The sequence below is a fragment of the Halorubrum rutilum genome (assembly GCF_024494565.1).
The window spans coordinates 13,328-32,897 of sequence record NZ_JANHDN010000008.1 but is presented as its reverse complement, the minus strand read 5'-3'; the positions used below and the strand labels follow the sequence as shown (position 1 = coordinate 32,897).

Annotated in this window: 17 protein-coding genes and 1 pseudogene; 2 read left to right on the top strand and 16 right to left on the bottom strand. The window is 75.0% G+C overall.

Going from position 1 to position 19,570, the window contains the following annotated elements; translation table 11 throughout:
- A complete protein-coding gene (locus NO900_RS15140) occupies positions 1 to 501 on the top strand; it encodes a DUF7346 family protein (protein ID WP_256409871.1) in 501 nt (166 codons plus the stop codon).
- Between the two features lie 13 nt (positions 502 to 514).
- Here the strand turns inward: NO900_RS15140 and rad50 are convergent, their stop codons facing one another.
- The 4 genes and pseudogenes from rad50 to NO900_RS15120 form a co-directional block, all read right to left on the bottom strand.
- Positions 515 to 3,202 carry a DNA double-strand break repair ATPase Rad50 gene (gene rad50 / locus NO900_RS15135; RefSeq protein ID WP_256409870.1) on the bottom strand — a complete coding sequence of 896 codons (2,688 nt, stop codon included), beginning with the start codon at positions 3,200 to 3,202 and terminating at the stop codon, positions 515 to 517.
- Positions 3,199 to 4,563, bottom strand: coding sequence for a DNA double-strand break repair protein Mre11 (mre11, locus tag NO900_RS15130; protein WP_256409869.1), 1,365 nt, complete (start codon positions 4,561 to 4,563; stop codon positions 3,199 to 3,201). Before mre11 ends, rad50 begins: the two co-directional genes overlap by 4 nt.
- A pseudogene (locus tag NO900_RS15125) lies at positions 4,560 to 4,913 on the bottom strand (DUF7966 family protein). The gene mre11 and the pseudogene NO900_RS15125 overlap by 4 nt, the downstream one beginning before the upstream one ends.
- 100 nt (positions 4,914 to 5,013) lie before the next feature.
- The gene (locus NO900_RS15120; RefSeq protein ID WP_094525277.1) at positions 5,014 to 5,277 is read right to left on the bottom strand and encodes a MarR family transcriptional regulator; all 264 of its coding nucleotides are present in this window, start codon (positions 5,275 to 5,277) and stop codon (positions 5,014 to 5,016) included.
- A 140-nt stretch (positions 5,278 to 5,417) separates the two neighbouring features.
- Between NO900_RS15120 and pan1 the strand changes: the two genes are divergently transcribed.
- Positions 5,418 to 6,635 (top strand): proteasome-activating nucleotidase Pan1, encoded by a 1,218-nt coding sequence (pan1, locus tag NO900_RS15115; RefSeq protein ID WP_256409868.1) that lies wholly within the window; start codon positions 5,418 to 5,420, stop codon positions 6,633 to 6,635.
- Between the two features lie 45 nt (positions 6,636 to 6,680).
- Here the strand turns inward: pan1 and NO900_RS15110 are convergent, their stop codons facing one another.
- The 12 genes from NO900_RS15110 to NO900_RS15055 all read right to left on the bottom strand — a co-directional run bounded on the left by NO900_RS15110 (position 6,681) and on the right by NO900_RS15055 (position 19,563).
- Positions 6,681 to 6,812, bottom strand: a complete 132-nt coding sequence (locus tag NO900_RS15110; RefSeq protein WP_256409867.1) for a hypothetical protein — start codon at positions 6,810 to 6,812, stop codon at positions 6,681 to 6,683.
- 70 nt (positions 6,813 to 6,882) lie between these two features.
- Entirely contained in the window at positions 6,883 to 8,058 is a 1,176-nt protein-coding gene (locus NO900_RS15105) for a DHH family phosphoesterase (protein ID WP_256409866.1), read from the bottom strand.
- 78 nt (positions 8,059 to 8,136) lie between these two features.
- A complete protein-coding gene (locus tag NO900_RS15100) occupies positions 8,137 to 9,057 on the bottom strand; it encodes an NAD-dependent epimerase/dehydratase family protein (protein ID WP_256409865.1) in 921 nt (306 codons plus the stop codon).
- Positions 9,054 to 9,521 (bottom strand): DUF5791 family protein, encoded by a 468-nt coding sequence (locus tag NO900_RS15095; RefSeq protein WP_256409864.1) that lies wholly within the window; start codon positions 9,519 to 9,521, stop codon positions 9,054 to 9,056. Before NO900_RS15095 ends, NO900_RS15100 begins: the two co-directional genes overlap by 4 nt.
- 42 nt (positions 9,522 to 9,563) lie before the next feature.
- Positions 9,564 to 12,815 (bottom strand): DUF7286 family protein, encoded by a 3,252-nt coding sequence (locus NO900_RS15090; protein ID WP_425492676.1) that lies wholly within the window; start codon positions 12,813 to 12,815, stop codon positions 9,564 to 9,566.
- 2 nt (positions 12,816 to 12,817) lie between these two features.
- Complete coding sequence (locus NO900_RS15085; RefSeq protein WP_256409862.1) at positions 12,818 to 13,510, bottom strand: DUF7284 family protein; 693 nt, start codon at positions 13,508 to 13,510, stop codon at positions 12,818 to 12,820.
- Positions 13,507 to 13,947: a DUF7285 family protein gene (locus tag NO900_RS15080; RefSeq protein WP_256409861.1), complete on the bottom strand. Its 441-nt coding sequence runs from the start codon at positions 13,945 to 13,947 to the stop codon at positions 13,507 to 13,509. The genes NO900_RS15085 and NO900_RS15080 overlap by 4 nt, the downstream gene beginning before the upstream one ends.
- Positions 13,928 to 14,416: a DUF7283 family protein gene (locus NO900_RS15075; protein WP_256409860.1), complete on the bottom strand. Its 489-nt coding sequence runs from the start codon at positions 14,414 to 14,416 to the stop codon at positions 13,928 to 13,930. The genes NO900_RS15080 and NO900_RS15075 overlap by 20 nt, the downstream gene beginning before the upstream one ends.
- Before the next feature lie 96 nt (positions 14,417 to 14,512).
- The gene (locus tag NO900_RS15070; RefSeq protein WP_256409859.1) at positions 14,513 to 16,324 is read right to left on the bottom strand and encodes a type II secretion system protein; all 1,812 of its coding nucleotides are present in this window, start codon (positions 16,322 to 16,324) and stop codon (positions 14,513 to 14,515) included.
- Positions 16,321 to 18,246: an ATPase, T2SS/T4P/T4SS family gene (locus NO900_RS15065; RefSeq protein ID WP_256409858.1), complete on the bottom strand. Its 1,926-nt coding sequence runs from the start codon at positions 18,244 to 18,246 to the stop codon at positions 16,321 to 16,323. Before NO900_RS15065 ends, NO900_RS15070 begins: the two co-directional genes overlap by 4 nt.
- A gap of 33 nt (positions 18,247 to 18,279) precedes the next feature.
- Positions 18,280 to 18,849, bottom strand: coding sequence for a DUF7311 family protein (locus NO900_RS15060; RefSeq protein WP_256409857.1), 570 nt, complete (start codon positions 18,847 to 18,849; stop codon positions 18,280 to 18,282).
- Between the two features lie 69 nt (positions 18,850 to 18,918).
- Positions 18,919 to 19,563, bottom strand: coding sequence for a DUF7310 family coiled-coil domain-containing protein (locus NO900_RS15055; protein WP_256409856.1), 645 nt, complete (start codon positions 19,561 to 19,563; stop codon positions 18,919 to 18,921).
- Positions 19,564 to 19,570: the final 7 nt, after the last annotated feature.

Sequence of the window (19,570 nt, the reverse complement as noted above, 5' to 3'; positions counted from 1 at the left end):
ATGCAGACGGTCCGCGACGCCGACGGCGACACGTACCTCCTCGTGAAGCGCTCCGCGGAGTCGAGCCGGGTCCGCGACCCGGCCACCGGCGCGGAGCGCTACGTCGACAACGACGAGCTGGAGGTCGTCGACGGCGAGTCGCCGCTCGCCACCGCGGCCTCCGGGATCCCCGCGCCGGTTCGCCGGACGATGCGTGCGGTCCACGACGACCGGTCGCTCGGCCTGCTCGCGGTGGTCGTCGACGAGGGACCGCTCCCCGTGATCGGGCTGCTCGACGCGACCGACCTCTGTGAGTCCGACCTGCACGGGACGGTCGCCGAACTGCGCGCGGCCGGCCTGATCGACGAGGTCGAGGTCGACGGACGACGCGGGTACGAGGCGACCGCGGCCGCGACCGAGGCGATCGGGCTCCTGCGAGGCGGACCGGACGGGAACGACGCGGGTGAGGACGCCGCGGCCGGGGACGCCCACGCCGAGGACGCCCGCTCCGAGGACGCCTGAGGGGCGGCCGCGGTCAGTCGTCCGCGAGCGACGCGACGTCGAGCTCGGCGGCGTCCGCGCGGCGGGCCGTCGACCGGTTCGAGCTGGGGTCCTTCTCGACGGTCACCAGCTCGTCGGCCGCGCCGACCAGCTCGTCGTCGTGGCTGACGATGAGGATCTGCTCCACGCCGAAGCCGCGCATCTCCTCGACGAGGCGGACGAGCCGCGAGACGTGGCCGGAGTCGAGGAAGACGGTCGGCTCGTCGAGGATGAGCGGCGGGGTCGGCGCCGCGCCCTCGATCCCCTCGGAGAGCAGCCGGTAGATCGCGCAGCGCAGCGAGAGGTTGAACAGGGCGCGCTCGCCGCCGGAGAGCTGCTCGGGGTCGAGCGCCTCGCCGTCCTTCTGGTAGACGGTGAGCGCGTACTCGCCGTCGAGCTCGATGTGCGAGTAGGCGTCGTTACCGTACACCAGGTCGAACGTCTCGTTGAGGGTGCGCTCCAGCTCGGCGACGTTGCGCTGTCGGAGCTCCGCGCGGAGGTCGCCGTACATCGCCTCCAGCTCGCTCGTCTCCTCGTGGAGCCCCTCGACCGCCTCGACGGTCGCGGCCAGCTCGTCGCGCTCCTCGCGGAGAGCCTCCAGCTCCCGGATCTCGCCGTTCACGCTCCCGATCGCGTTCTCCAGCTCCGTGCGTCGCTCCGCGAGCCGGTCCAGCTCCCCGTCGACGCGTTCGAGGTACTCCTCAGCCTCCTGCTTCCGCTCTCTCGCCTCCTCGACCGCGGCCTCGTCGACCGCGGCCGCGAGCTCGTCGCGCCGCTCGCGCTTGTCCGCGAGCCGGTCGCGCCGCTCGTCGTTCACCTCTCTCAGGCTCTCCCGCTTCTCGCGGCGGCGCTCGATCTCGTCTTCCGCGTCCACGACCGCCGAGAGCCGCTCCTCGACCGCGTCGACCGCCGCCCTGGCGTCGTCGACCTCGTCGAGCGCCTCTTCGAGCGCCGACACCCGCTCCGCGGTCGACTCGGCCTGCTCGCGCTTCTCGGCGGCGACCTCGCGGGTCTCCTCCGCCTCCGCGCGCTTCGCCTCCGCCTTCTCCCGCTTTTCGGCGGCGGCCTCCCGCTTCGCTTCGGCCGCCTCGCGCCTCTCCGTCGCCCGTTCTTCGAGCGTCTCGGTCGTTTCCTCGATCTCGTCGAGCCGGTCCGCGGCCGCCGCGAGCTCGTCCAGCTCCTCGACCCGCTCGTCGAGCTCCGTCTCGCGCTCTCTGGCCGTTTCGAGCTCGGTCTCGAGCTCGTCGACGCGCTCGCGGTCCTCCTCGATCCCCGTCGCGTGCGGCGAGTCCTCGACCGGCTGGCCGCACTCGGGGCACTTGCCGGCCGCGAGCAGGGCCTCGGCCTCCTCGACGCGCTCCCGGGCGTTCTTCAGCTCCGCGGACAGCTCCGCGATCCGCTCGCGGACCTCGCCGCGCCGCTCCCGGAGCGCCTCCCGCTCGTCGGCGACGCCGTCGCGGTCGACGTCGGCGCTCGCGAACCGCTCGCGGAGCCCCTCGGCCTCCTCGCGGAGCTCCGCGACCGAGGACTCGCGCTCGTCGGCCTCCTCGGCGGCCGCCTCGGCCTCGTCGGCGAGATCGTCGGCCTCGCCCTCCAGCTCCGCGGCGCGGTCGGCGAGGTCGTCGGCCTTCCCGGCGAGGTTCGTCGCCTGGTTCCGGAACGCCTCGGCGCTCACCCGCTCGTCGTCGAGCTCCTCGCGGAGCCGCTCCTCCCGGTCGTCGAGCGCCTCGCGGCGGGCCGCGATCGCCGCCTCGCTCGCCGCGTCGAGGCCCGCGTCGTCGAGCCGGTCGTCGATCGCGGCCTCGATCTCCGCGATCCGCTCGCGGGCCTCCCGGATCGCCTCGCGGTGCTCGTCGCGCTCCCGCTCGGCCTCGCGGATCGCCGCCTCGATCTCGTCGATCGCCGCCTCGACCGACTCCAGCTCCTCGCGCTTCTCCGCGTGGGTCGCGAGCGTCTCCGCCGCCGCCTCGCGCGTCTCCTTCGCCCGCTCGCGCTGGTCCTCGTAGCGGTCGATCTCGTCGGTGACCTCCGAGAGGTCGCTTTCGAGCCCGTTGAGCCGCTCGTGGAGGTCGCGCTCCTCCTTCGCCGCGATCTGCTCGTCGAGCTGGTCGAGCCGGCCGCGACGGTTCCCCAGCACGTCCTCGACGCCGAGCCGCGCGTCGCCGGCGCGCTCGCGGTACTCCTCCAGCTTCCCGAGCTGGAGCAGGTCGTCGATCGTGTCCTGCCGCTCGCGCGGGGTGGCGTCGATCAGCTCGTTCACCTCGCCCTGCCGCACGTACGCGCAGCCGACGAACGCCTCGGCGTCCATCCGGAGGAGCCCGGTGACGAACTCGCGCACGGCCCGGGCGCCGTCGCGACTCACGTCGCTCCCGTCGGTGGATTCGAGCGTGCACTGGTGGTCGATCCGGTCGTCGTACACCCGGAGCCGGCGCTCGATGCGGTACGAGCTCCCGTCGTGGGTGAACCACAGCTCGACCTCCGTCTCCTCCTCGCCCTTCGTGACGACGTCGTCGAGGGTGCCGTCGAGCGCCTTCGACCCGTACAGCGCGAAGAAACAGGCCTCCAGCAGCGACGACTTCCCGCTGCCGTTGAGCCCGTGGATGACCGTGACGCCCCGCGTCAGCCGGAGGTCGGCGTCGCCGTACGGCTTGAAGTTCGAGAGCCGGACCCGGTCGAAGTTCACAGGTAGTCCTCCATGGAGACCTGGCCGTCGGTCGCGGACGTCTCGGGGGTCGGTTCGTCGTCGGCGTTAGTGTCACCGTCGACCGCCTCGTCGTCGGTCTCGTCGGCGTCGTCGTCGATCACCTCGTCGTCGGCGGTGTCCTCGTCTCCGTCCGTCTCGTCGTCTCCGGCGTCGCCGTCGCCGCCCTCGGAATCCCCCCCGGCGTCGCTCTCCTCGCCTCTACCGCCCGCCCCGCCTCGGTCGAACGCGTCGAGGTCGTCGATCCGCTCCTCGACCCGCCCCTTCACCGTCTCCCTGACGTTGCTGTCGGGGAGCGTCTCGGCGCGGACCGCCTCGTCGACGTCGCGGGCGGCCTCGGAGAGCGACATCTCCTCGATCCGCTCCCGCACGGCGTCCTCGGGGTCGGCGAAGCTCACGTCGACCTCGGCGTCGGTCTCGACCTCGCGGCGGTCGGTGACCCGGGCGATGAGCGCCCCCGCCTCCGTCGCGAACTCCTCGATCGCGGCCGGCGTGACCGGGTCGCCGTCGCCGGTCACGCTCACGAGCACGACGGCGTCGTCGAGGTCGTGCTGGCGGACGCGCTCGCGGACCCGCGCCGCGCCCTCGCCCTCGCGCAGTTCGACCTCGACGAAGACGAACGGGCGCGTGTCGAGCGCGCGCCGTCGGATCTCCACGCGATCGTCGCCCCCGGCGGCGTCGGCGTCGAAGGTGACGAGGTTGTAGCCGCGTCCCTCCGTCTCGCTCGCGCTCGCGCGCTCCGTGGACCCCGGATAGGTGACCCACGTGTCGTTCACCTCGGCGACGCCGGGCGTGTGGTTGTCGCCGAGGAGCATCGCGTCGAAGTCGACGTCGCTCTCCGCGAGCACCGCCTCGGTGTCCCAGTCGGCGTAGCCGAACGGCTCGAAGAGCCCGTGCGCGACGAGGGCGGCGTAGTCGGCGTCGTGGGCCGCGAACGCGTAGTCGAGGTCGTCGCGGCGCGAGACGGGGACGTGGTCGAGCCCGTAGAAGGCCGCGTCGCCGACGACCGTCGGCTCGTCGCCGAGGCGGGTCGCGAGTCCCAGCCGCTCGAAGAGGTCGAGCCACTGGCCGCCTCGCGTCGACTCGTGGTTCCCGACGACCGCGAGGAAGGGGACCCCGGCGTCGTCGAGCCGGCGGAGGACCGAGATGGTGCCCATCAGGTCGGCGAGCTCGGGCCGCCGGTCGTGGAAGAGGTCGCCGGCGTGGACCACCGCGTCGACGTCGCCGTCGACCGCGTCGTCGACCACGGCCGCGAAGGCGTCGAGGAAGTCCTGGCGTCGGACCGGCGAGTGGTACTGCGCGTACCCGATATGGGTGTCGCCGGTGTGGATCACCCGCGTCATCTGCCCGGGTGTTGGCCGGTGCCGGGTTTAGGGGTTCCGGGGCCGGAGCGGAAGTGGTCGGCGCCCCGGTCGCCTCACTCCCCGCCGGCCGCCGCCTCGCGGAACGCTCGGTAGGTCGCGAGCGCCGCGCGGCCGCGCTCGGCCGCGGCCTCGTCGCCGTCGCGCTCGGCGGCCGCGACCGCGTCCTCCAGTCGGTCGAGGCCGACCGAACCGACGAAGCCGGCGGCGCGCCGCAGGTCGGTCCGCGCGGCCTCGGCCTCGTCGATCACGGCGGTGTACGGCCGGGTCGCGGTGTCGGTGCGCGTCGCCAGCGCGGCCAGCGCCCGCTTGACGGCGGTTGTCGAGACCACGGCGTCCCTGCGTCGGCATCGGTCATAAGGTCGGGCTCGGCGATCGCCGGCAGGTCAGCGGTCGCCGGCGGGCTTAGCGGTCGCCGCCGGGCTCACCGGTTTACACCGCGAGCGTGTACAGCCGCTTCCGGGCGTCGGTGAAGGAGAACCGCGAGTCGACGACGTCCTCCTCCTCCAGCCGCGAGAGCGCGTACCTGACGGTCCGGGGCGGCAGCAGCGTCTCCTCGGCGAGTTCGCTCTGCGTCAGCGTGTCGTTGTAGTCGAGTACCTTCGCCACGAGCTTCGCGCTCGGGGGCAGATCGCGGACGGCGCTCCAGCGGTCCGTGACGTCCTCGTCGGCGGTGACGGCGTCGGTGGTGCTCATGCGTACCTTCCCATATCTCATGCCGTTAGATAATATTTACTATCCTGTTTAATTACTATTGGACATTCAAACCCGGATTCGTCCCGTCCGACTCTCCCCCACCCGAAACCTCTTACGCGCGAGACGCCTTATTACGGACAATGACTGACACCGTCGACGACGTCGAGATGCCCTACGACGAGGGGTCGGCGTCGAGACAGGAGAAGATCGAGTCCCTCCAGGAGGAGCTCGACGTGCTGGAGTCGCAGAACGAGGAGATGCGCGACAAGCTCCTCGACGCGAACGCGGAGAACAACAAGTACCAGCAGAAGCTCGAACGGCTCACCCACGAGAACAAGAAGCTGAAGCAGTCCCCGCTGTTCGTGGCGACCGTCCAGGAGATCACGCCCGACGGCGCCGTGATCAAGCAGCACGGCAACAATCAGGAGGCGCTGACGGAGATCACGCAGGAGATGCGAGAGAAGCTCGACCCCGACGACCGGGTCGCGGTCAACAACTCCCTGTCCGTCGTGAAGAAACTGGAGAAGGAGACGGACGTGCGCGCCCGCGTGATGCAGGTCGAGCACTCCCCCGACGTCACCTACGCCGACATCGGCGGCCTCGAAGACCAGATGCAGGAGGTCCGCGAGACCGTGGAGATGCCCCTCGAACACCCGGACATGTTCGAGGACGTCGGGATCCAGCCCCCGAGCGGCGTCCTGCTGTACGGCCCGCCGGGGACCGGGAAGACGATGCTCGCGAAGGCGGTCGCCAACGAGACGGACGCGACGTTCATCAAGATGGCCGGCTCCGAGCTCGTCCACAAGTTCATCGGCGAGGGCGCGAAGCTCGTCCGCGACCTCTTCGAGGTCGCCCGCGAGAACCAGCCCGCCGTCCTCTTCATCGACGAGATCGATGCGATCGCCTCGAAGCGGACGGACTCGAAGACGTCGGGCGACGCCGAGGTCCAGCGCACGATGATGCAGCTGCTCTCGGAGATGGACGGCTTCGACGAGCGCGGCGAGGTCCGGATCATCGCCGCGACGAACCGCTTCGACATGCTCGACCCCGCCATCCTCCGGCCGGGCCGGTTCGACCGCCTCATCGAGGTCCCCAAGCCGAACACCGACGGCCGCGAGATCATCTTCCAGATCCACACCCGGAAGATGAACCTCGCGAGCGACATCGACTTCGACGAGCTCGCCGAGATGACGCCGGACGCGTCCGGCGCCGACATCAAGGCCATCTGCACCGAGGCCGGGATGTTCGCCATCCGCGACGACCGCACCGAGGTCACGCTCGACGACTTCCTCGAAGCCCACGAGAAGCTCCAGCAGGACGACGACGGCGGCGCCGACGACTCGCTCGCGTTCGCCTGATCGCGGCCGCGACGCCCCCGCTCCAGTCCGCTCTTTCCGCCGCCGTCACAGCGCTCGCACGATCAGGTACGGGACCGCGAACAGCAGGACGAAGATCAGTCCGGTCGCGAGCGCGTACCCGACGCCGACGCCCGCGAGCGCGCGCCAGCCGTCGTCGGTCGGGAGGTCGAGGTTCATACCCCTTCCTCCGCGGCCCGGTAATTAAAAACTGGCACCGGCCGTCGGGTCCCTCTCCGCTCTCCCGCGGTCAGACGTCGCCGGCCATCGCTCGGAACAGCGAGTCGGCGAGGTCGTCCCGGTCGACCGTCTCCGGGGCATCGTCGCTCGTCGGGTCGATCCGCGGCGCGACCGTCCCGCCGCCCATCCGGGAGTGGCCGCCGCCGTCGCCGTTCTCGACGTCCGCGAGCACCGACTCGATCGCGTTGCCCATGTGGACCCGGTCGTCGCGGGAGCGCCCGGAGAGGTGGACCGTCCCGTCTCGCTCGCCGATCACCACGACCGCGCTGACCCCTTCGAGCTGGATCAGCTCGTCGGCCGCCTGCGGGATCGCGTCCACGTTGTTCACGCCGCCGACGTCGGCCACGGCGAACGACCCCTCGATGCGGCGCCCGGCGATGGCCCGGGCCTTCACCTCCAGCACCTCCGCGTCGACCGCGGGGTTCGCGATCCGGTCGAGGCGGTCCTGGTCGACGCCGGGGTACACGTACGCGGCGGCCGCGAAGTCCGGCTCGCTCGCGCCGACCGTGAGGTGTTTCGTGTCGGCGAGGATGCCGTACAACAGCCCGGTCGCGGTGTCCGTCGGGAGCGTGAGGTCGCTGTCGGTCTCGCTCGCGTGCTTGTCCGGCGGGACCGGCGTCGCGTCGTTCTCCTCGAAGTACTCGGCGACGACGGACGCGGTCGCGCCGTAGTCGGTGCGGACGTCGGTGAACAGCTCTCCGGCGCCGTCGCCGGGATGGTGGTCGACGACCGCCGCCGGGAGCACGCCGTCGGCCCCCGCGAACCCCCGCGGCTCGTTGTGATCGACCAGGACGACGGACTCGGCCGCGAGGTCGCTCACGTGCTCGATCGGCTCCAGGTCCAGGTCGAGCACCGTCCGGAACGCGCGGTTCTCCTGATGGCGGATCTGGCCGGGGTACTGCACCGTCGCGTCGACGCCGACCTGCGACGCGAGCGACGCGACGCCGAGCGCCGCCGACATCGCGTCCGGGTCGGGGTTCGGGTGCATCAGCACCGCGATCTCCTCCTGTTCGGCGAGCAGACGCCGGAACCGCACCCCGGACGTCCAGCGGGCGCGGAACAGGAGGTATCCGCCGGCGATCGCGACGAGCGCGACGGCGACGGCGACCGCCGTCAGCTCCGGATTCTCCCGCACGAACGCCTCCGCCCGCGCGAGGCGCTCGTCGGCCGCGATCTGGTTCCACATGTGTCCCCGACACTCCCTCCCGACACATGAAGGTTCGTTACCCTTCCGACCGGCCGACGACGGGACCGCGCGTCGGACTCACTCCCCGGCCGCCCGGAACGACCGCACCGCGTCGCGGTACCCCTCGCGGAAGGTCGGGTAGGCGAACTCGTAGCCGAGCGCGCGCAGCCGGTCGTTCGAACAGCGCTTGCTCGTGCGGACCCGTCGCTCGGCGGCCGCGGACAGGTCGCCGGCCGCGATCCGCTCCGCCTTCGACCGCTTCTCCGGCCGCGGCACGCCGCACTCGTCCGCGAGCCAGTCGGCGAACGCGTGCTTGTCGACCGGCTCGTCGTCGACGACGACGACGGGCTCGCCGCGCGCGCGATCGGTCTCCAGCAGGTACCGGACCGCCCCCGCGGCGTCGTCCCGGTGCACCATGTTGAGGTACCCCGCGGTGACGGGCCCCTCGACGTACCGTTCGAGCCGATACCGGTCCGGGCCGTACAGCCCCGCGAACCGGGCGACGGTCCCGTCGATACCGGCGTCTCCGGCCGTCTCCAGCGCGATCCGCTCCGCCTCCGCGAGGACCCGCGTCTTCTCGGTGGTCGGGTCGATCGGCGTCCCCTCGTCCACCCACGCGCCGTCGTGGTCGCCGTACACGCCCGTCGAGGAGGTGTAGACGAGCCGGTCCGGCGACGACGGCCGCCCGGCGTACGCCTCGATCACGTTCCGGAGGCCGTCGACGTACACCTCGCGGGCCGCGTCGGCCCCGCGGCCGCCCGAGCTCGCCGCGAAGACGACGGCGTTCGCGTCGGGCAGCGCGTCGAGCGACGCGGGGTCGGTCGCGTCCGCGCGCACCGCGTCGACCCTGCCGTCGCCGTCGATCCGATTCCCGACCTCCTCGATGGCGTCGAGGCCGGCGTCCGACCGGCGGACGCCCGTCACCGCGTGACCGCGCGCCGCGAGCTGCGCCGCGAGTTCGAGGCCGACGTAGCCGCAGCCGACGATCGCGACCCTCATCGCTTCCGGCGCTCGATGACCGCCATGACCTCCGCGAGCTGTCCGAGCGTCATCCCGGCGCGTCCCTCGAGCGCCTGTTGGACCTCCTGGCCGGTGAGGTCCGCGTCGATCCCCGCCGCGAGGGTGTCGACGTCGAGCACCGCCGTCGCCATCCCCATCAGCAGGTGGTCGCGCAGCTCGGCGACGACCGCGTCGGCGTCGCGGTCGGCGGTCACGGCGACGATCGCCGCCGCGTCGGTCACGCTGAGTCCCGCGGCGTCGCCGTCGGCGGCCGCCTCGATCGCCGCCTCGTCGACGTCGGTCTCGTCGCCGACGCGCCCGCGGCCGGCCTCAGCCACCGCCTCGCTCACCAGCGACTCGAACGCCGCGAGCAGCGCGGTCGCGGTCACCTCGTCGGCGTCGGGGGTCTCGTCGGCGCCGGCGGTCCCGGCCACCGCCCCGTCCTCGACGACTTCGTGAAACATGGTCGCCTTCGGTCGCCGTCTCTCAAAACGGCTGCGGTCGGCTCACGGCGGGGCGCAGCTCGCCTCCCCTCCCTCCGACGCCGCCGTCGCGCCCGGACACGGCCACCCGGGCGAGGTCTCGTCGCGGACGCCGTCGACGTCGCCGACCCCCGGCGGGCCGGCGGGCACCGCGAGCACGACGACGGTCCCCGTCTCGAACCGGATCGGCTCCGTCGCTCCGAGGCGGACCGACTCCCCGTCGACGTCGAGCGTCACGTCGCCCTCCCGTCGGACGTACTCGAACGGTTTCCCCGGCGTGCCGACGTCGGCCCGCAGGGCGAACCGCGGGTACTCCCCGCGGACCTGCACGCGCCAGGCGTTCACGGTCGTCACCCAGTAGCCGGGCACCGGGGCGACCGGCAGCCCCGCGCCGACGCTCCGGGCGGGCTTCAGCGACCACTTCTCGCCGAACTCCTCGGCCGCCCGCTCGCCGAGCTCCCTGGTCGCGGCCTCGCCGGCGCGCGCGGCCTCCCGCTCGATCGCCTTCTCCATGCGGTCCCTGAGCAGGAGCCGCGCGCCCTCGGTCGGCGGCTCGACGAACCGCGTCGGGACGCGGGCGTCGTCCCCGCCGGCCGCCCGCCGGAGCGCGACGCGGAGGTGCGCGGCCAGCGACGCCTCGGCCGCGGTCGACAGCCCGCCGGCGGTCGCGGCCTCGGCGGCGACGCGCTCCGCGTACTCGCCGTCGCCCACCGCGGCCGCTCGGTAGCCCGCCGAATCGTAGGATGCCGCGGCCTCGTCGACCGCTCCGCGCCGCGCTTCGCCCGAGAGCGACGTCCGGTCCCGCAGCACGCCCTCGAGGTCCCGATCGACGGCCCGCAGCGATTCGTCAACCCGATCCGCGAGGGCGTCCCGGTCGTCGCGGAGGCCGGGGTCGTCGCTCGCGGCTAGCGCCTTCTCGGCGAGCAGGAGCGCCCGCCCGGCGGTGCCGATCCGGACCGTATCGCCGGCCCCGAGGATCCGGTCCACGATCCCGCTCGACAGGTCGCCGTACGGGACGGTGACGTAGTTGAGATTGCGGACGGCGAGCGGCCGGGTCGACGCCTCCTCGACGCCCGCCAGCCGCTCGCCGTCGACCGCCGTCCGCGGCAGGTACCCCGGCGCCCCCCGCGGCGAGAACGTCACCGATCCGCCCGGACCGCCGTCGACGGTGTAGGTACCCGGGTCCTTCGCCGCCTCGCGGGCGGCGATCACGTCGCCGACCGAGGGACCGCTGAACGCGCCGTTCACCCGGTCCAGGAACCCGTCCGTCGCAGTCTCGCGGTCGGCCGCGGCGGCCTCCAGCTCCGCGACGACGGCGTCGACGTACGCGGCGCGGGCGGCGGTCCGCGCCCGGTCGCTCGCCCCGTCGTACGTCGCCGGCGCGTCGACGAGCCCCGCCCGGCGGTCGCGGACCGCGTCGGCGAGGTCGGCGTACGGCTCCGCCTCGCCGACCGCCGCCGACTCCATCGACGCGTCGGTCTCGAACTCCCGGACCGTGGCGGCGAGCGCGGCGACGTCGGCCGCCGCGCGGTCCCGCTCGCCGGCCGACGGCGACCCGTGGACGACCGTCGCGTCGCCGACGTCGCCGCTCCGGACGGCGTCGCGAGCGAGCCGGTCCACCTCGGCCGCCGTACCGACGTCGAGCGCCGATCGAGCGGCCTCCGGCGTTCCCTGCAGATCCGTGGCCTCGGCCGCGCTTCCCGCTCCGAACGTCGCCGCGGGCCGGTCCGGGGCGTCGTCGCGGGGGGCGTGCCGGCCCGTCACCGCGATCGCGACGCGGTAGCGGTCGGTCGCCTCGTCGCCGGTCGTCGTCCGGTACACGGTTCGGTCGACGACGCTGCCGTTCGGACCCCGCTCCACGACCTCCCGCTCCCACGTCGCGGTCGCGGTGCGCTCGACCGTCACCTCGCGGCTCGCGTCGCCGAACGAGACCGGCTCGCCGGGAGCGACGAGCCCCGCGGGGACCCCTCCCGGCACGTCACTCCCCGAGACGCCGGTTAGGCCCTCCGACCGGGACTCGTCGACGCGGTGCCAGTCGCCGCCGGGTGACGGGGGCGAGAGTCGCCCCCCGTCGGCGACCTGCACCGTCGCGGTCTCCACCTCGGCCTCGACCCGGTACGACCCGTCGATCACCTCGTCGAGGTCGCCGTGCACGCGGGTCGCTCCGACGTCGGCTGCGTGCCCGATCCGGACCGCCGTCTCCTCGTCGGTCCGGTCCGTCTCCGTCTCGAACGCGGCGTCCTCGCTCGCGTCCCCGTTCGAGCCCGTTCCGGCGCGCGACCCCGCCGCGACGCCGCCGGAACCGGTCGGCGTCGGCGCCCCGAGCACCGTGTCGGTCCACGACCCCTCCTTGAGCCCGGTCGGCGCGAGGAGGTCGGTCAGCCCGGTCCGCGCGGTCGCCCGCGCGACCCCGCCGCGGGCGTCCGGGTCGCTCGTTCCGAAGACGGCCCGCTGGGTCCGGACGAGCCCCGCGTTCGTCGACAGCTCCACGTGGCGGTTCGCGAGGACGTTCTCGACCGGCGCCCCGGCGTACTGGGCGTAGCCGCGCGCCCAGGTCATCGGATAGAGGCTCGCGGTGAGCTGTCGGCCGAGCCCCGGTCCCTCGACCGGTCCCCTGTCGAGCCGCGCCTCGAACCGCTGCGTCCGCCGGTGGGCGGCGAGGGTCGGCACCGCCACCACGACGGTCCTGTCCGCGCTGCGGTTCACGAGCGTCCGTCCGTCCCGCGTCGCGGTCGTCTCCACCCCCTCGAAGGTCACGCGCGTCGCCGTCCCGTTCGCGGCCGGCTCGACGCGGACGCGGTCGCGGGCCGCCGAGAGTTCCCGCTCGTCGACCGCGGGCAGCGACGCCGACGCCGTCACCGATCCGACCTCCGCGTCGACGGCGGACAGCGCGTCGGCGCCGGCGACCGCGAACCGGATCCGAAACGCGTCGGCGAAGGCCGACCCCTCGCGTACCGCCTCGGCTCCGGCACCGCCGGTCGGCGCCCGCGTCACCGGCTCTCGCGCCGCGTCGTGCGCCGCCTCGCGCGCCGCGGCCCGCAGCGCGGCCGTGGCGTCGGCGTCGACGCGCTCGACGGCCCGCTCGACGCTCCGGTCCTCGCCGACGAGCCCCTGGTCCGCGATCCCCGCGGCGTACGCCGTGCTCGTCACGAGGAGCAGCACGCCGATCAGCGCGAAGGGGACGCGGGCGCGCTCGTTGACGGCGAACCGCCTCCCGGTTCGCTCGTCCGATCCGCCGCGCCCGCGCCGGCGCCTCGGCGCTCCGCGATCCGGCACGGTCACCACCGCCTCACGACGATTCGCATCGCCCCGTCCGCCTCGGTTCCGCTCGGCATCGGGTGCGTGACGACCGCGGTCACGACGTCGGCGCCCCGCGGCGGCTCGGCGCCGACGGTGACCGGTGCCGTCGGCTCGGCCGCCGCCGACCGGGCCGGTTCGCTTCGATTCGAGCCACGACCGGAATCGTCTCGCCGAGCGGGTTCCGACGCGTTCGACGCCTCCAACACGGCCCTCGGCTCGGCTCCCCGCCGGACGTCGCGGCGAGTCGGTGCGGAGTGGCCGGCGGTCGCTCCCCCGGTTCCGCGCCCCCGGTTCGCGGGGGTCGGAACCGTCGCGTCGATCCGCGTCCGTTCGCCGAGCCCCGCCGCGACCGCCGCCGTCGCTCGCGACTCGAACGCCTCCGCCGTCCCGTTGTCGCGGTCCTGAGCGGCGCCCCGCTCGCCGTTCGAACCTCCGACGTCGGCGACGAGCAGCGCGAGCAGCTCCGCCCGCGTCGCCCGTATCCCCCGGGTACCGTTCGCCGCCGCGGGCGCTCGGTACCGCACGGTCACCGTCTCCGTCACCAGTCGGTCGGCCGTCTCGCCGGCGCTCGGGCCTCGAACCCCGACGTCGCCGCCGACGCCGGAGAGCGTGACGACGCCCGCGGACACGCAGAGGAGGAGGACCGTCACGTCGAGCACGGTGCTCGTCACCGGCGGACCCCCACGCGAAGCGTCCCGCGGACGTTCCGGCCCGGCCCGACTCGCACGGTCACCGGTCGCTCGGCGACCGCGACCGCGTCCGCGGCTTCGACCGCCGCGCGACCGGGCGCGTCCTCGCCCGACTCGACCCGCCACGTCGTCCCGTCGGCCTCGACCGTCACCGTCGTCGGATACCGAAACGGCGCCGCGTCGCGGAGTCGGTCCGGCTCCAAGACGCCGCCGACCGTCGCCGCCCGCTCGGTCCGGTCGAGCGCCGTCTCGGCGCCCGGTCGCTCCCGGTCGACCGTCGCGTCGTCGAGCGCGACGGTGTACAGCCCCAGCGCCGCGCCGACGGCCACCACCGCGACGAGCGCGGCGAGGGGTTCGACCGCCGCGCGGTCCGCGGTCCCGTCTCCCGGATCGAACGCCTCACCCGACGAGCGTGACATGTACCCCTCCGTAGTGCACGCGCCGCACGGTGAGCCGCTCCGGTGCCGATCGCCAGCCGTGGTCGACGGCCCGGGCGCGCTCAGCCGCCGCCGACAGCGCGTCGGGACCGTCGAACGCCGCGCCCGGTGGAACCCCCTCCAGTACCCGTCGAAGCCGGTCGTCGCCGGCTCCGCCTCGTCGGCCCGTCGGAACCGGCGTTATCCGCGGTCCGTGGAGCGGCGCCCGAGCGCTGCCGCCCTCCCCGCCCAGCGAGATCGACCGAGGCGTGAGGCGGATCCGGTCGGCGGCGATGCCGTGTTCCGCCGTCGCGGGGTACTCCCCGTCGGCGACCGTTTCGACCGTGTGTGCGACGCCCGCCGCGTCCGGCGGGGGCGACGCGGGGAGCGTCGCGGCGACGCCGGCCGTCGCGACGCTCACGGCGGCGAGGCCGAGCCACGCGTACGTCGCGTCGAGGTTGGTCTCGAACACGGAGCGGCTGGCCGCGGCATGATACTTAACCGACCGCCCGAAGCACGCGGGCGGCGGTCGGGGGTCGGTCGCTACGGAGCGGTCGGGGGGCGGTCGCTACAGCAACGCCTCCGCGCCGACGAACGCGACGAGGTACGTCGCCGTCGCGGTCGGCAGCGCGATCCCCACGCGGTAGGCCACCAGCGTCCGGTCGAACCCGCGTTCCAGCCCCGTCGCCAGCGCGGTGAGCAGCGCCGCGAGGATCAGGACGTAGGCGCCGACGACCCGACCGAGCAGGGGGACGGAGAGCGTTCCGGAGCCGCCGCCGGCGTCTCCCTCGGCCGTGCCCGCGCCTCCGGCGCCGGCGGGGTCCCCGCCGCCGACTCCGAGGACGTCCGCGCCGGCGGTCGCCCCGGCTCCCAACCCGCCGGCGTCGACCGTCTCGATCCCCGTCGCGAGCGCGACGGTCGCGCCCCCGACGAGCGGCGCGAACACCGCGGCGGTGTTCGTCAGCGTCCCCGTCACGGTCGCGAGCTGTCGCCGGGCGTCGGTTTCGAGCGCGCGGAGCTCCTCCAGCTGGTCGGCGAGTTCGAGGAGCACGTCGCCCGCCGGGCGCCCCTCTCGGGCGGCGACGGCGAGCAGGGCCACCGCGCCGCGGACCCGCGGGGACGGGACCGGAACGGCGGGCCCGCCCCGACCGAGGAACGCCTCCCGCACACTCACTCGGAGCGTCTCGCTGCGACGGCCGGCGCGCTCGAACAGCTCGCCGGTCGCGCCGTCGAGCCGCTCGCCGGCGTTCGCGATCGCCGTCTCGGCGGCGACGCCCTCGGCCACGTCGCCGCCGATGACGGTCATGGCGTCCGGGAGCCCGCGCTCGACGGCGCGGATCTCGGAGAGCACCGCCCGTCGGTGTCGGACGCCGACGAGGAGCGCCGCCCCCGTCCCGACGCCCGCTCCGGCCACGAGCGCGGTCCACCCGGCGACCAGCCGCGCGGCGGTCGCGGCCGCGACGACCCCGGAGACCGCGCCGGCCGCGACGGCGCGTCGCCCGCGCTCCGGCACGTCCGGGTGGTCGCCGTCGATCGACGGTGGCGCGAACGCGACCGGTCTCCGCGAGAGCAGCCACGCCGACGCGGCGAGCAGCCCGGCGGGGAGGACGCCGAGGTACAGCCCGGTGACGACGCCGGCCCCGATCGGCACTCCGGACGCCGCGGCCGCGGGCAGTAGGGCGATCAGCGCAAGCGGGAGCAGTACGCCGAAGGCGTACAGCGCGGAGACGGGACCGCGGACCTCGCCGACGAACGCCGCGAGCCGGTCGGTCGTCCCGGTGACGGTCGCGTCGAGCGCGCGGTCCAGGCAGCGCCCCCGCCGCTCCGCCGGCGCCGACGCCGCCGTCCGGACCAGCGCCGCGGCGCGGTCGATCGCGGGGAACCACGGGCGCCACTCCCGGGCGAACGCCCGGAGCCCGCTCGTCGGCCCGTTCGCGCTCCCGCGCTCGTGGCGCGCCAGCCCCTCGGCGAGGGGCCCGTCCCCGGTGCGCGCGGCGAACCGGACGGCGCGCTCCGCCGACGGGTCCAGCCGCATCCGCAACACGAGCCGGCCGACGAGACCGGGCGCCGCCCCGAGCGCACGCGTCCGCCGCAGTTCCCCGAGCCACACCGGCGTCCGATGGACCGCGTGGGTCGCCGTCAGCCCGCAGGCGAGCCCGGCGAGCGCCCCCGGGACCGGCCCGACGACGAGGGAGAGCGCGGCGACGGAGAGGAGGCCGGCGCCGACGCCGGCGCGATGGCCGACCTCGACGACGCGCTCGGCCGGGGTCTCCCAGCCGAGGAACGCGATCGCGCGGCGGAGCTCCGCGGACCCGGCCGCGTCGCCGTCTCCCCGCCCGCGGACCGAGCCGTCGGCCGGACCCTCGACCGGTCCCGTCATCCCGTCTCACCGTCCGCGCCGACGAACTCGACGTAGCGCTCCGGGTCGGTCCGCCCGGCGGCGACCGCCTCGCGGATCCGCTCCCCCCGGTCCTCGACGGCCGCCCTGGCCGCGGCGTACGATCCGTCTGTCCCCGCGAGTCGCTCGACGAGCCGGCTCTCGCCGCGGTCGATCCGTCCGGTCGGCGCCAGCCCCTCGCCCGTTCGCTCGAACAGCGGGTCGAACGCGGCGCCGTCGTCGCGTCCGACGACCTCGGCGATCACGTCGACGTGGTGGTCGTCGAGCAGGACGATCAGGTCGGTCGCGGCGAACGACGAGGGCGACACGCCCAGGTCGGAGACCACCCGCTCCCGGACCGCGGCCGGGTCCTCGCCGTGGATCGTCCCGAGCACCGTTTCGCCGGTCGCCCCGACGCGCATCGCCTCGTAGAGGGCCTGCGCCTCCTCGCCGCGGACCTCGCCGACGACGATCGCCCCGCCGCCGAGTCGGAGCGCGGTCCGGACCGCGTCGCTCGGCGACGGCTCCGCCCCGTCGCCGACGCGGAGCCGCTGCGCGTCCCGCCCGGCGGCCGTCAGGGCGCTCGCCGGGAGCTCGGGGGTGTCCTCGATCAGGATCGACCGCGTCTCCGCGGGGAGCTCCCACAGGAGCGCGCCGAGCGCGGTCGTCTTCCCCGCGCCGCGTCCGCCGGCCACGAGCCCGGTCACGCCGCGCCCGACGGCGACGGCGAGGAGGCCGGCGGCGGCCGGGGTGACCGTGCCGACGTCGACGAGCCGCGCGAGGGTCCACGCGTCGGGGTCGCCGCGGCGGAAGGCGAACGAGAGGCCGTCGCTGGCGGGGTCGGTCGTCGCGGCCACGCGGACGCGGCCGGCGTCCGTCTCCAGCGTCGCGTCGAGCGTGGGGCTCGCGCGCGAGAACCCCCGACCGCTGGTCCGGCGGAGCCGGGACGCGAGCGTGGCGGCCCCCTCGGGCGGGAGCCGCACGTTCGTCCGACAGCGCTCGCTGTCGACGACGACGCGGAGCGGGTTCTCGGTCACCGGCGCCGACAGCGTCGCGTCGCTCACCCGGTCGTCGGCGAACACGTGTTCGAACGCCCCGTAGCCCCGCGTGTGCCGACGCAGTACCTCGGCGAGCGTCGAGACGGGGTCGCCGTCCTCCGCGGCCGCGCGGGCGGCGCGCCCCGGCGCTCGGGCCCCTCCGGTCGGGTCGTCGAGCAGGCGCCGCTTCGCGTCGTCGAGCCGTCCGACCGCCCCGTCGTCGAGGTCCCGGACCGGCGGCGTGAGGTGATACGTCCGGAGCGGTCCGGACCCCTCGTATAACCGGACGGTCGCGCCGGTATCCAGCCCCCAGCGATCGACGAGTTCGGCGCCCGGCGGCGGCGCGGTCGCGACCCGCGCGGCCGCGATCCGCGGTCCGACGTGCGCTCGCAACACGTCCCCGACCTCGTCGGCGCCCTCGACGACCGTCGAGAGGCCCGTCTCCGCGGCGATCCGGGCCGGCGGCCCCTCGCGCCCGGTTGCCTCCCGGGCGGCGCCGACCGGGTCGCACGTCACGCGGTCGGCGAGCCGGGTCTCGTGGAAGCCGATCCGCTCGCGGAACCGACCCGCCGCGACGAGACACGCGGCGGCCCGCCCGGCGTAGGCCCGCTCGCGCCCCCGGTGACGGGTCCTGATCACGTCGGCGTCGCGCTCGGTCAGCGCCTCGACGACGGTCGCCAGGCAGTCCGGGCTCTCGGCGAGGTCGCCGCGGCCGGGGCAGTCGCCGGCGTCGACCGCGAGCACGGCGCGGTCGCCGACGCCCGTTCCGACCGGTTCCCGGAACGACGGTTCGCACCGGCAGTCCCGCTCGGCGTCGGTCCACGGCAGCGACCGCAGCGGCGGCTCGCCGCCGCCGATCCGCGACAGCGAGGGGAGATCGAGGTTCACGGCGGGCGTGCCCCCGGCATCGCATATAAGCGCTCACCCGATCCTGGCGATCCGGACTGTCGGTCCGCCGTCGTCGACGAGGCGGAGGACCAGCCGGCTCTCGCCGCCCGGCCGGAGCGCGATCGCTCCCCCGTCGACCGCGACGGTCGCGTCCGCGACCCCCGGCGCGATCTGGACGGTCCGCTCGCGGCCGCCGTCGATCCGGTACCGGAGCGCGACGCTCGCTTCCGTGTCGTCGACCGTTGCCGCCGCCTCCGCGGCGTCCGTCGCCGTCGCCTCCGCTTCCGCGGCGTCCGTCGCTCCCCGTTCCGTCGTCGTCGAGCCGCTCTCGTCGACGCCCCCGGTCTCCACGAGCGCGACGCCGTCGACCGGCGCGGCCGCGAACCCGCTCGGGACCCGGACGGTCAGGGTCGTTCGCGCGGCGAGCGCGGGGTCCGCGACGCTCACGGAGCCCGCGGTGAGATCGCCGACGACGCGCTCGATCCGGTCCACCTCCGTGTCGAGCCGTTCGACGGTCGTGCTCGCCCTGGCGTCTTCGAGCGCCGGCGCCGCCGCCGCGAGGAGGGCGACGGCGACGAGGACCGTGAGCACGACGCGGATCACGGATCCCGCGTCCCTCCCGCCGGGGCCCCGTTCCGAGGCACCGCCTCCGAACCCGTCGGACGGCCCGCGTTACAGCGACTCACGGAGTCGGTCCAACGGCCCGTCTCGCCACGATCCGTCCGCCTCCCCGTCGGACTCGACGGCCTCCGGGTCGGAGGCTCCTCCCCCGTCGCCCCGATCGGGGGCACCTCTCGGAGCGGCGGCGTCCTCGGGGACGGCGGCGTCGAGCGCCGCCTCGCCCGGGACCGCCTCGCTCGGGGACGCGTCTCCCGAGACCGCGTCGCCTGGACCGGCGCCGTCCGGGTCCGCGCCGGCGCGGTCGGCCTCGCTCCGCGGTGCGGTCTCCGCGGCGGCGTCCCCGCCGCAGCTCGCCCTCGCCAGCGCGAGGTCGGCCCGGCGTTCGACCTCGCGGTTGACGGCCCGGATCGACCCCACGTACCCCCTGATCGCCTGCGTCGCGGCCTCCAGCTCCTCGACGCGCGATTCGAGCTCGGCCACGCGCGACTCCAGCGCCTCGCGTTCCGCCGCGGCCGCGGCGCTGTCCCCGAGGTCCGCGACGGCGGCGTCGGACTCCGTCACGGCGCGCTCGACCGCGCTGAGGCGCTCGTCGAGTCGGTCCTCGATCCGCGGGTCCCCCCGTCCGTCGGTTCCGGCGGCGTGCGATCGCTCTCCGCGGTCCGGGCGCCGACGCCCGTCGTCGGTGGCGTTCGACATGTCGCCC

Bases quoted from the DNA above. Each gene is read 5' to 3' on its own strand.
- NO900_RS15140 (WP_256409871.1), top strand. From the start codon at position 1: ATGCAGACGGTCCGCGACGCCGACGGCGACACGTACCTCCTCGTGAAG.
- mre11 (WP_256409869.1), bottom strand. From the start codon at position 4,563: ATGACGCGGGTGATCCACACCGGCGACACCCATATCGGGTACGCGCAG.
- NO900_RS15120 (WP_094525277.1), bottom strand. From the start codon at position 5,277: ATGAGCACCACCGACGCCGTCACCGCCGACGAGGACGTCACGGACCGC.
- pan1 (WP_256409868.1), top strand. From the start codon at position 5,418: ATGACTGACACCGTCGACGACGTCGAGATGCCCTACGACGAGGGGTCG.
- NO900_RS15110 (WP_256409867.1), bottom strand. From the start codon at position 6,812: ATGAACCTCGACCTCCCGACCGACGACGGCTGGCGCGCGCTCGCGGGC.
- NO900_RS15105 (WP_256409866.1), bottom strand. From the start codon at position 8,058: ATGTGGAACCAGATCGCGGCCGACGAGCGCCTCGCGCGGGCGGAGGCG.
- NO900_RS15100 (WP_256409865.1), bottom strand. From the start codon at position 9,057: ATGAGGGTCGCGATCGTCGGCTGCGGCTACGTCGGCCTCGAACTCGCG.
- NO900_RS15095 (WP_256409864.1), bottom strand. From the start codon at position 9,521: ATGTTTCACGAAGTCGTCGAGGACGGGGCGGTGGCCGGGACCGCCGGC.
- NO900_RS15080 (WP_256409861.1), bottom strand. From the start codon at position 13,947: ATGTCACGCTCGTCGGGTGAGGCGTTCGATCCGGGAGACGGGACCGCG.
- NO900_RS15070 (WP_256409859.1), bottom strand. From the start codon at position 16,324: ATGACGGGACCGGTCGAGGGTCCGGCCGACGGCTCGGTCCGCGGGCGG.
- NO900_RS15055 (WP_256409856.1), bottom strand. From the start codon at position 19,563: ATGTCGAACGCCACCGACGACGGGCGTCGGCGCCCGGACCGCGGAGAG.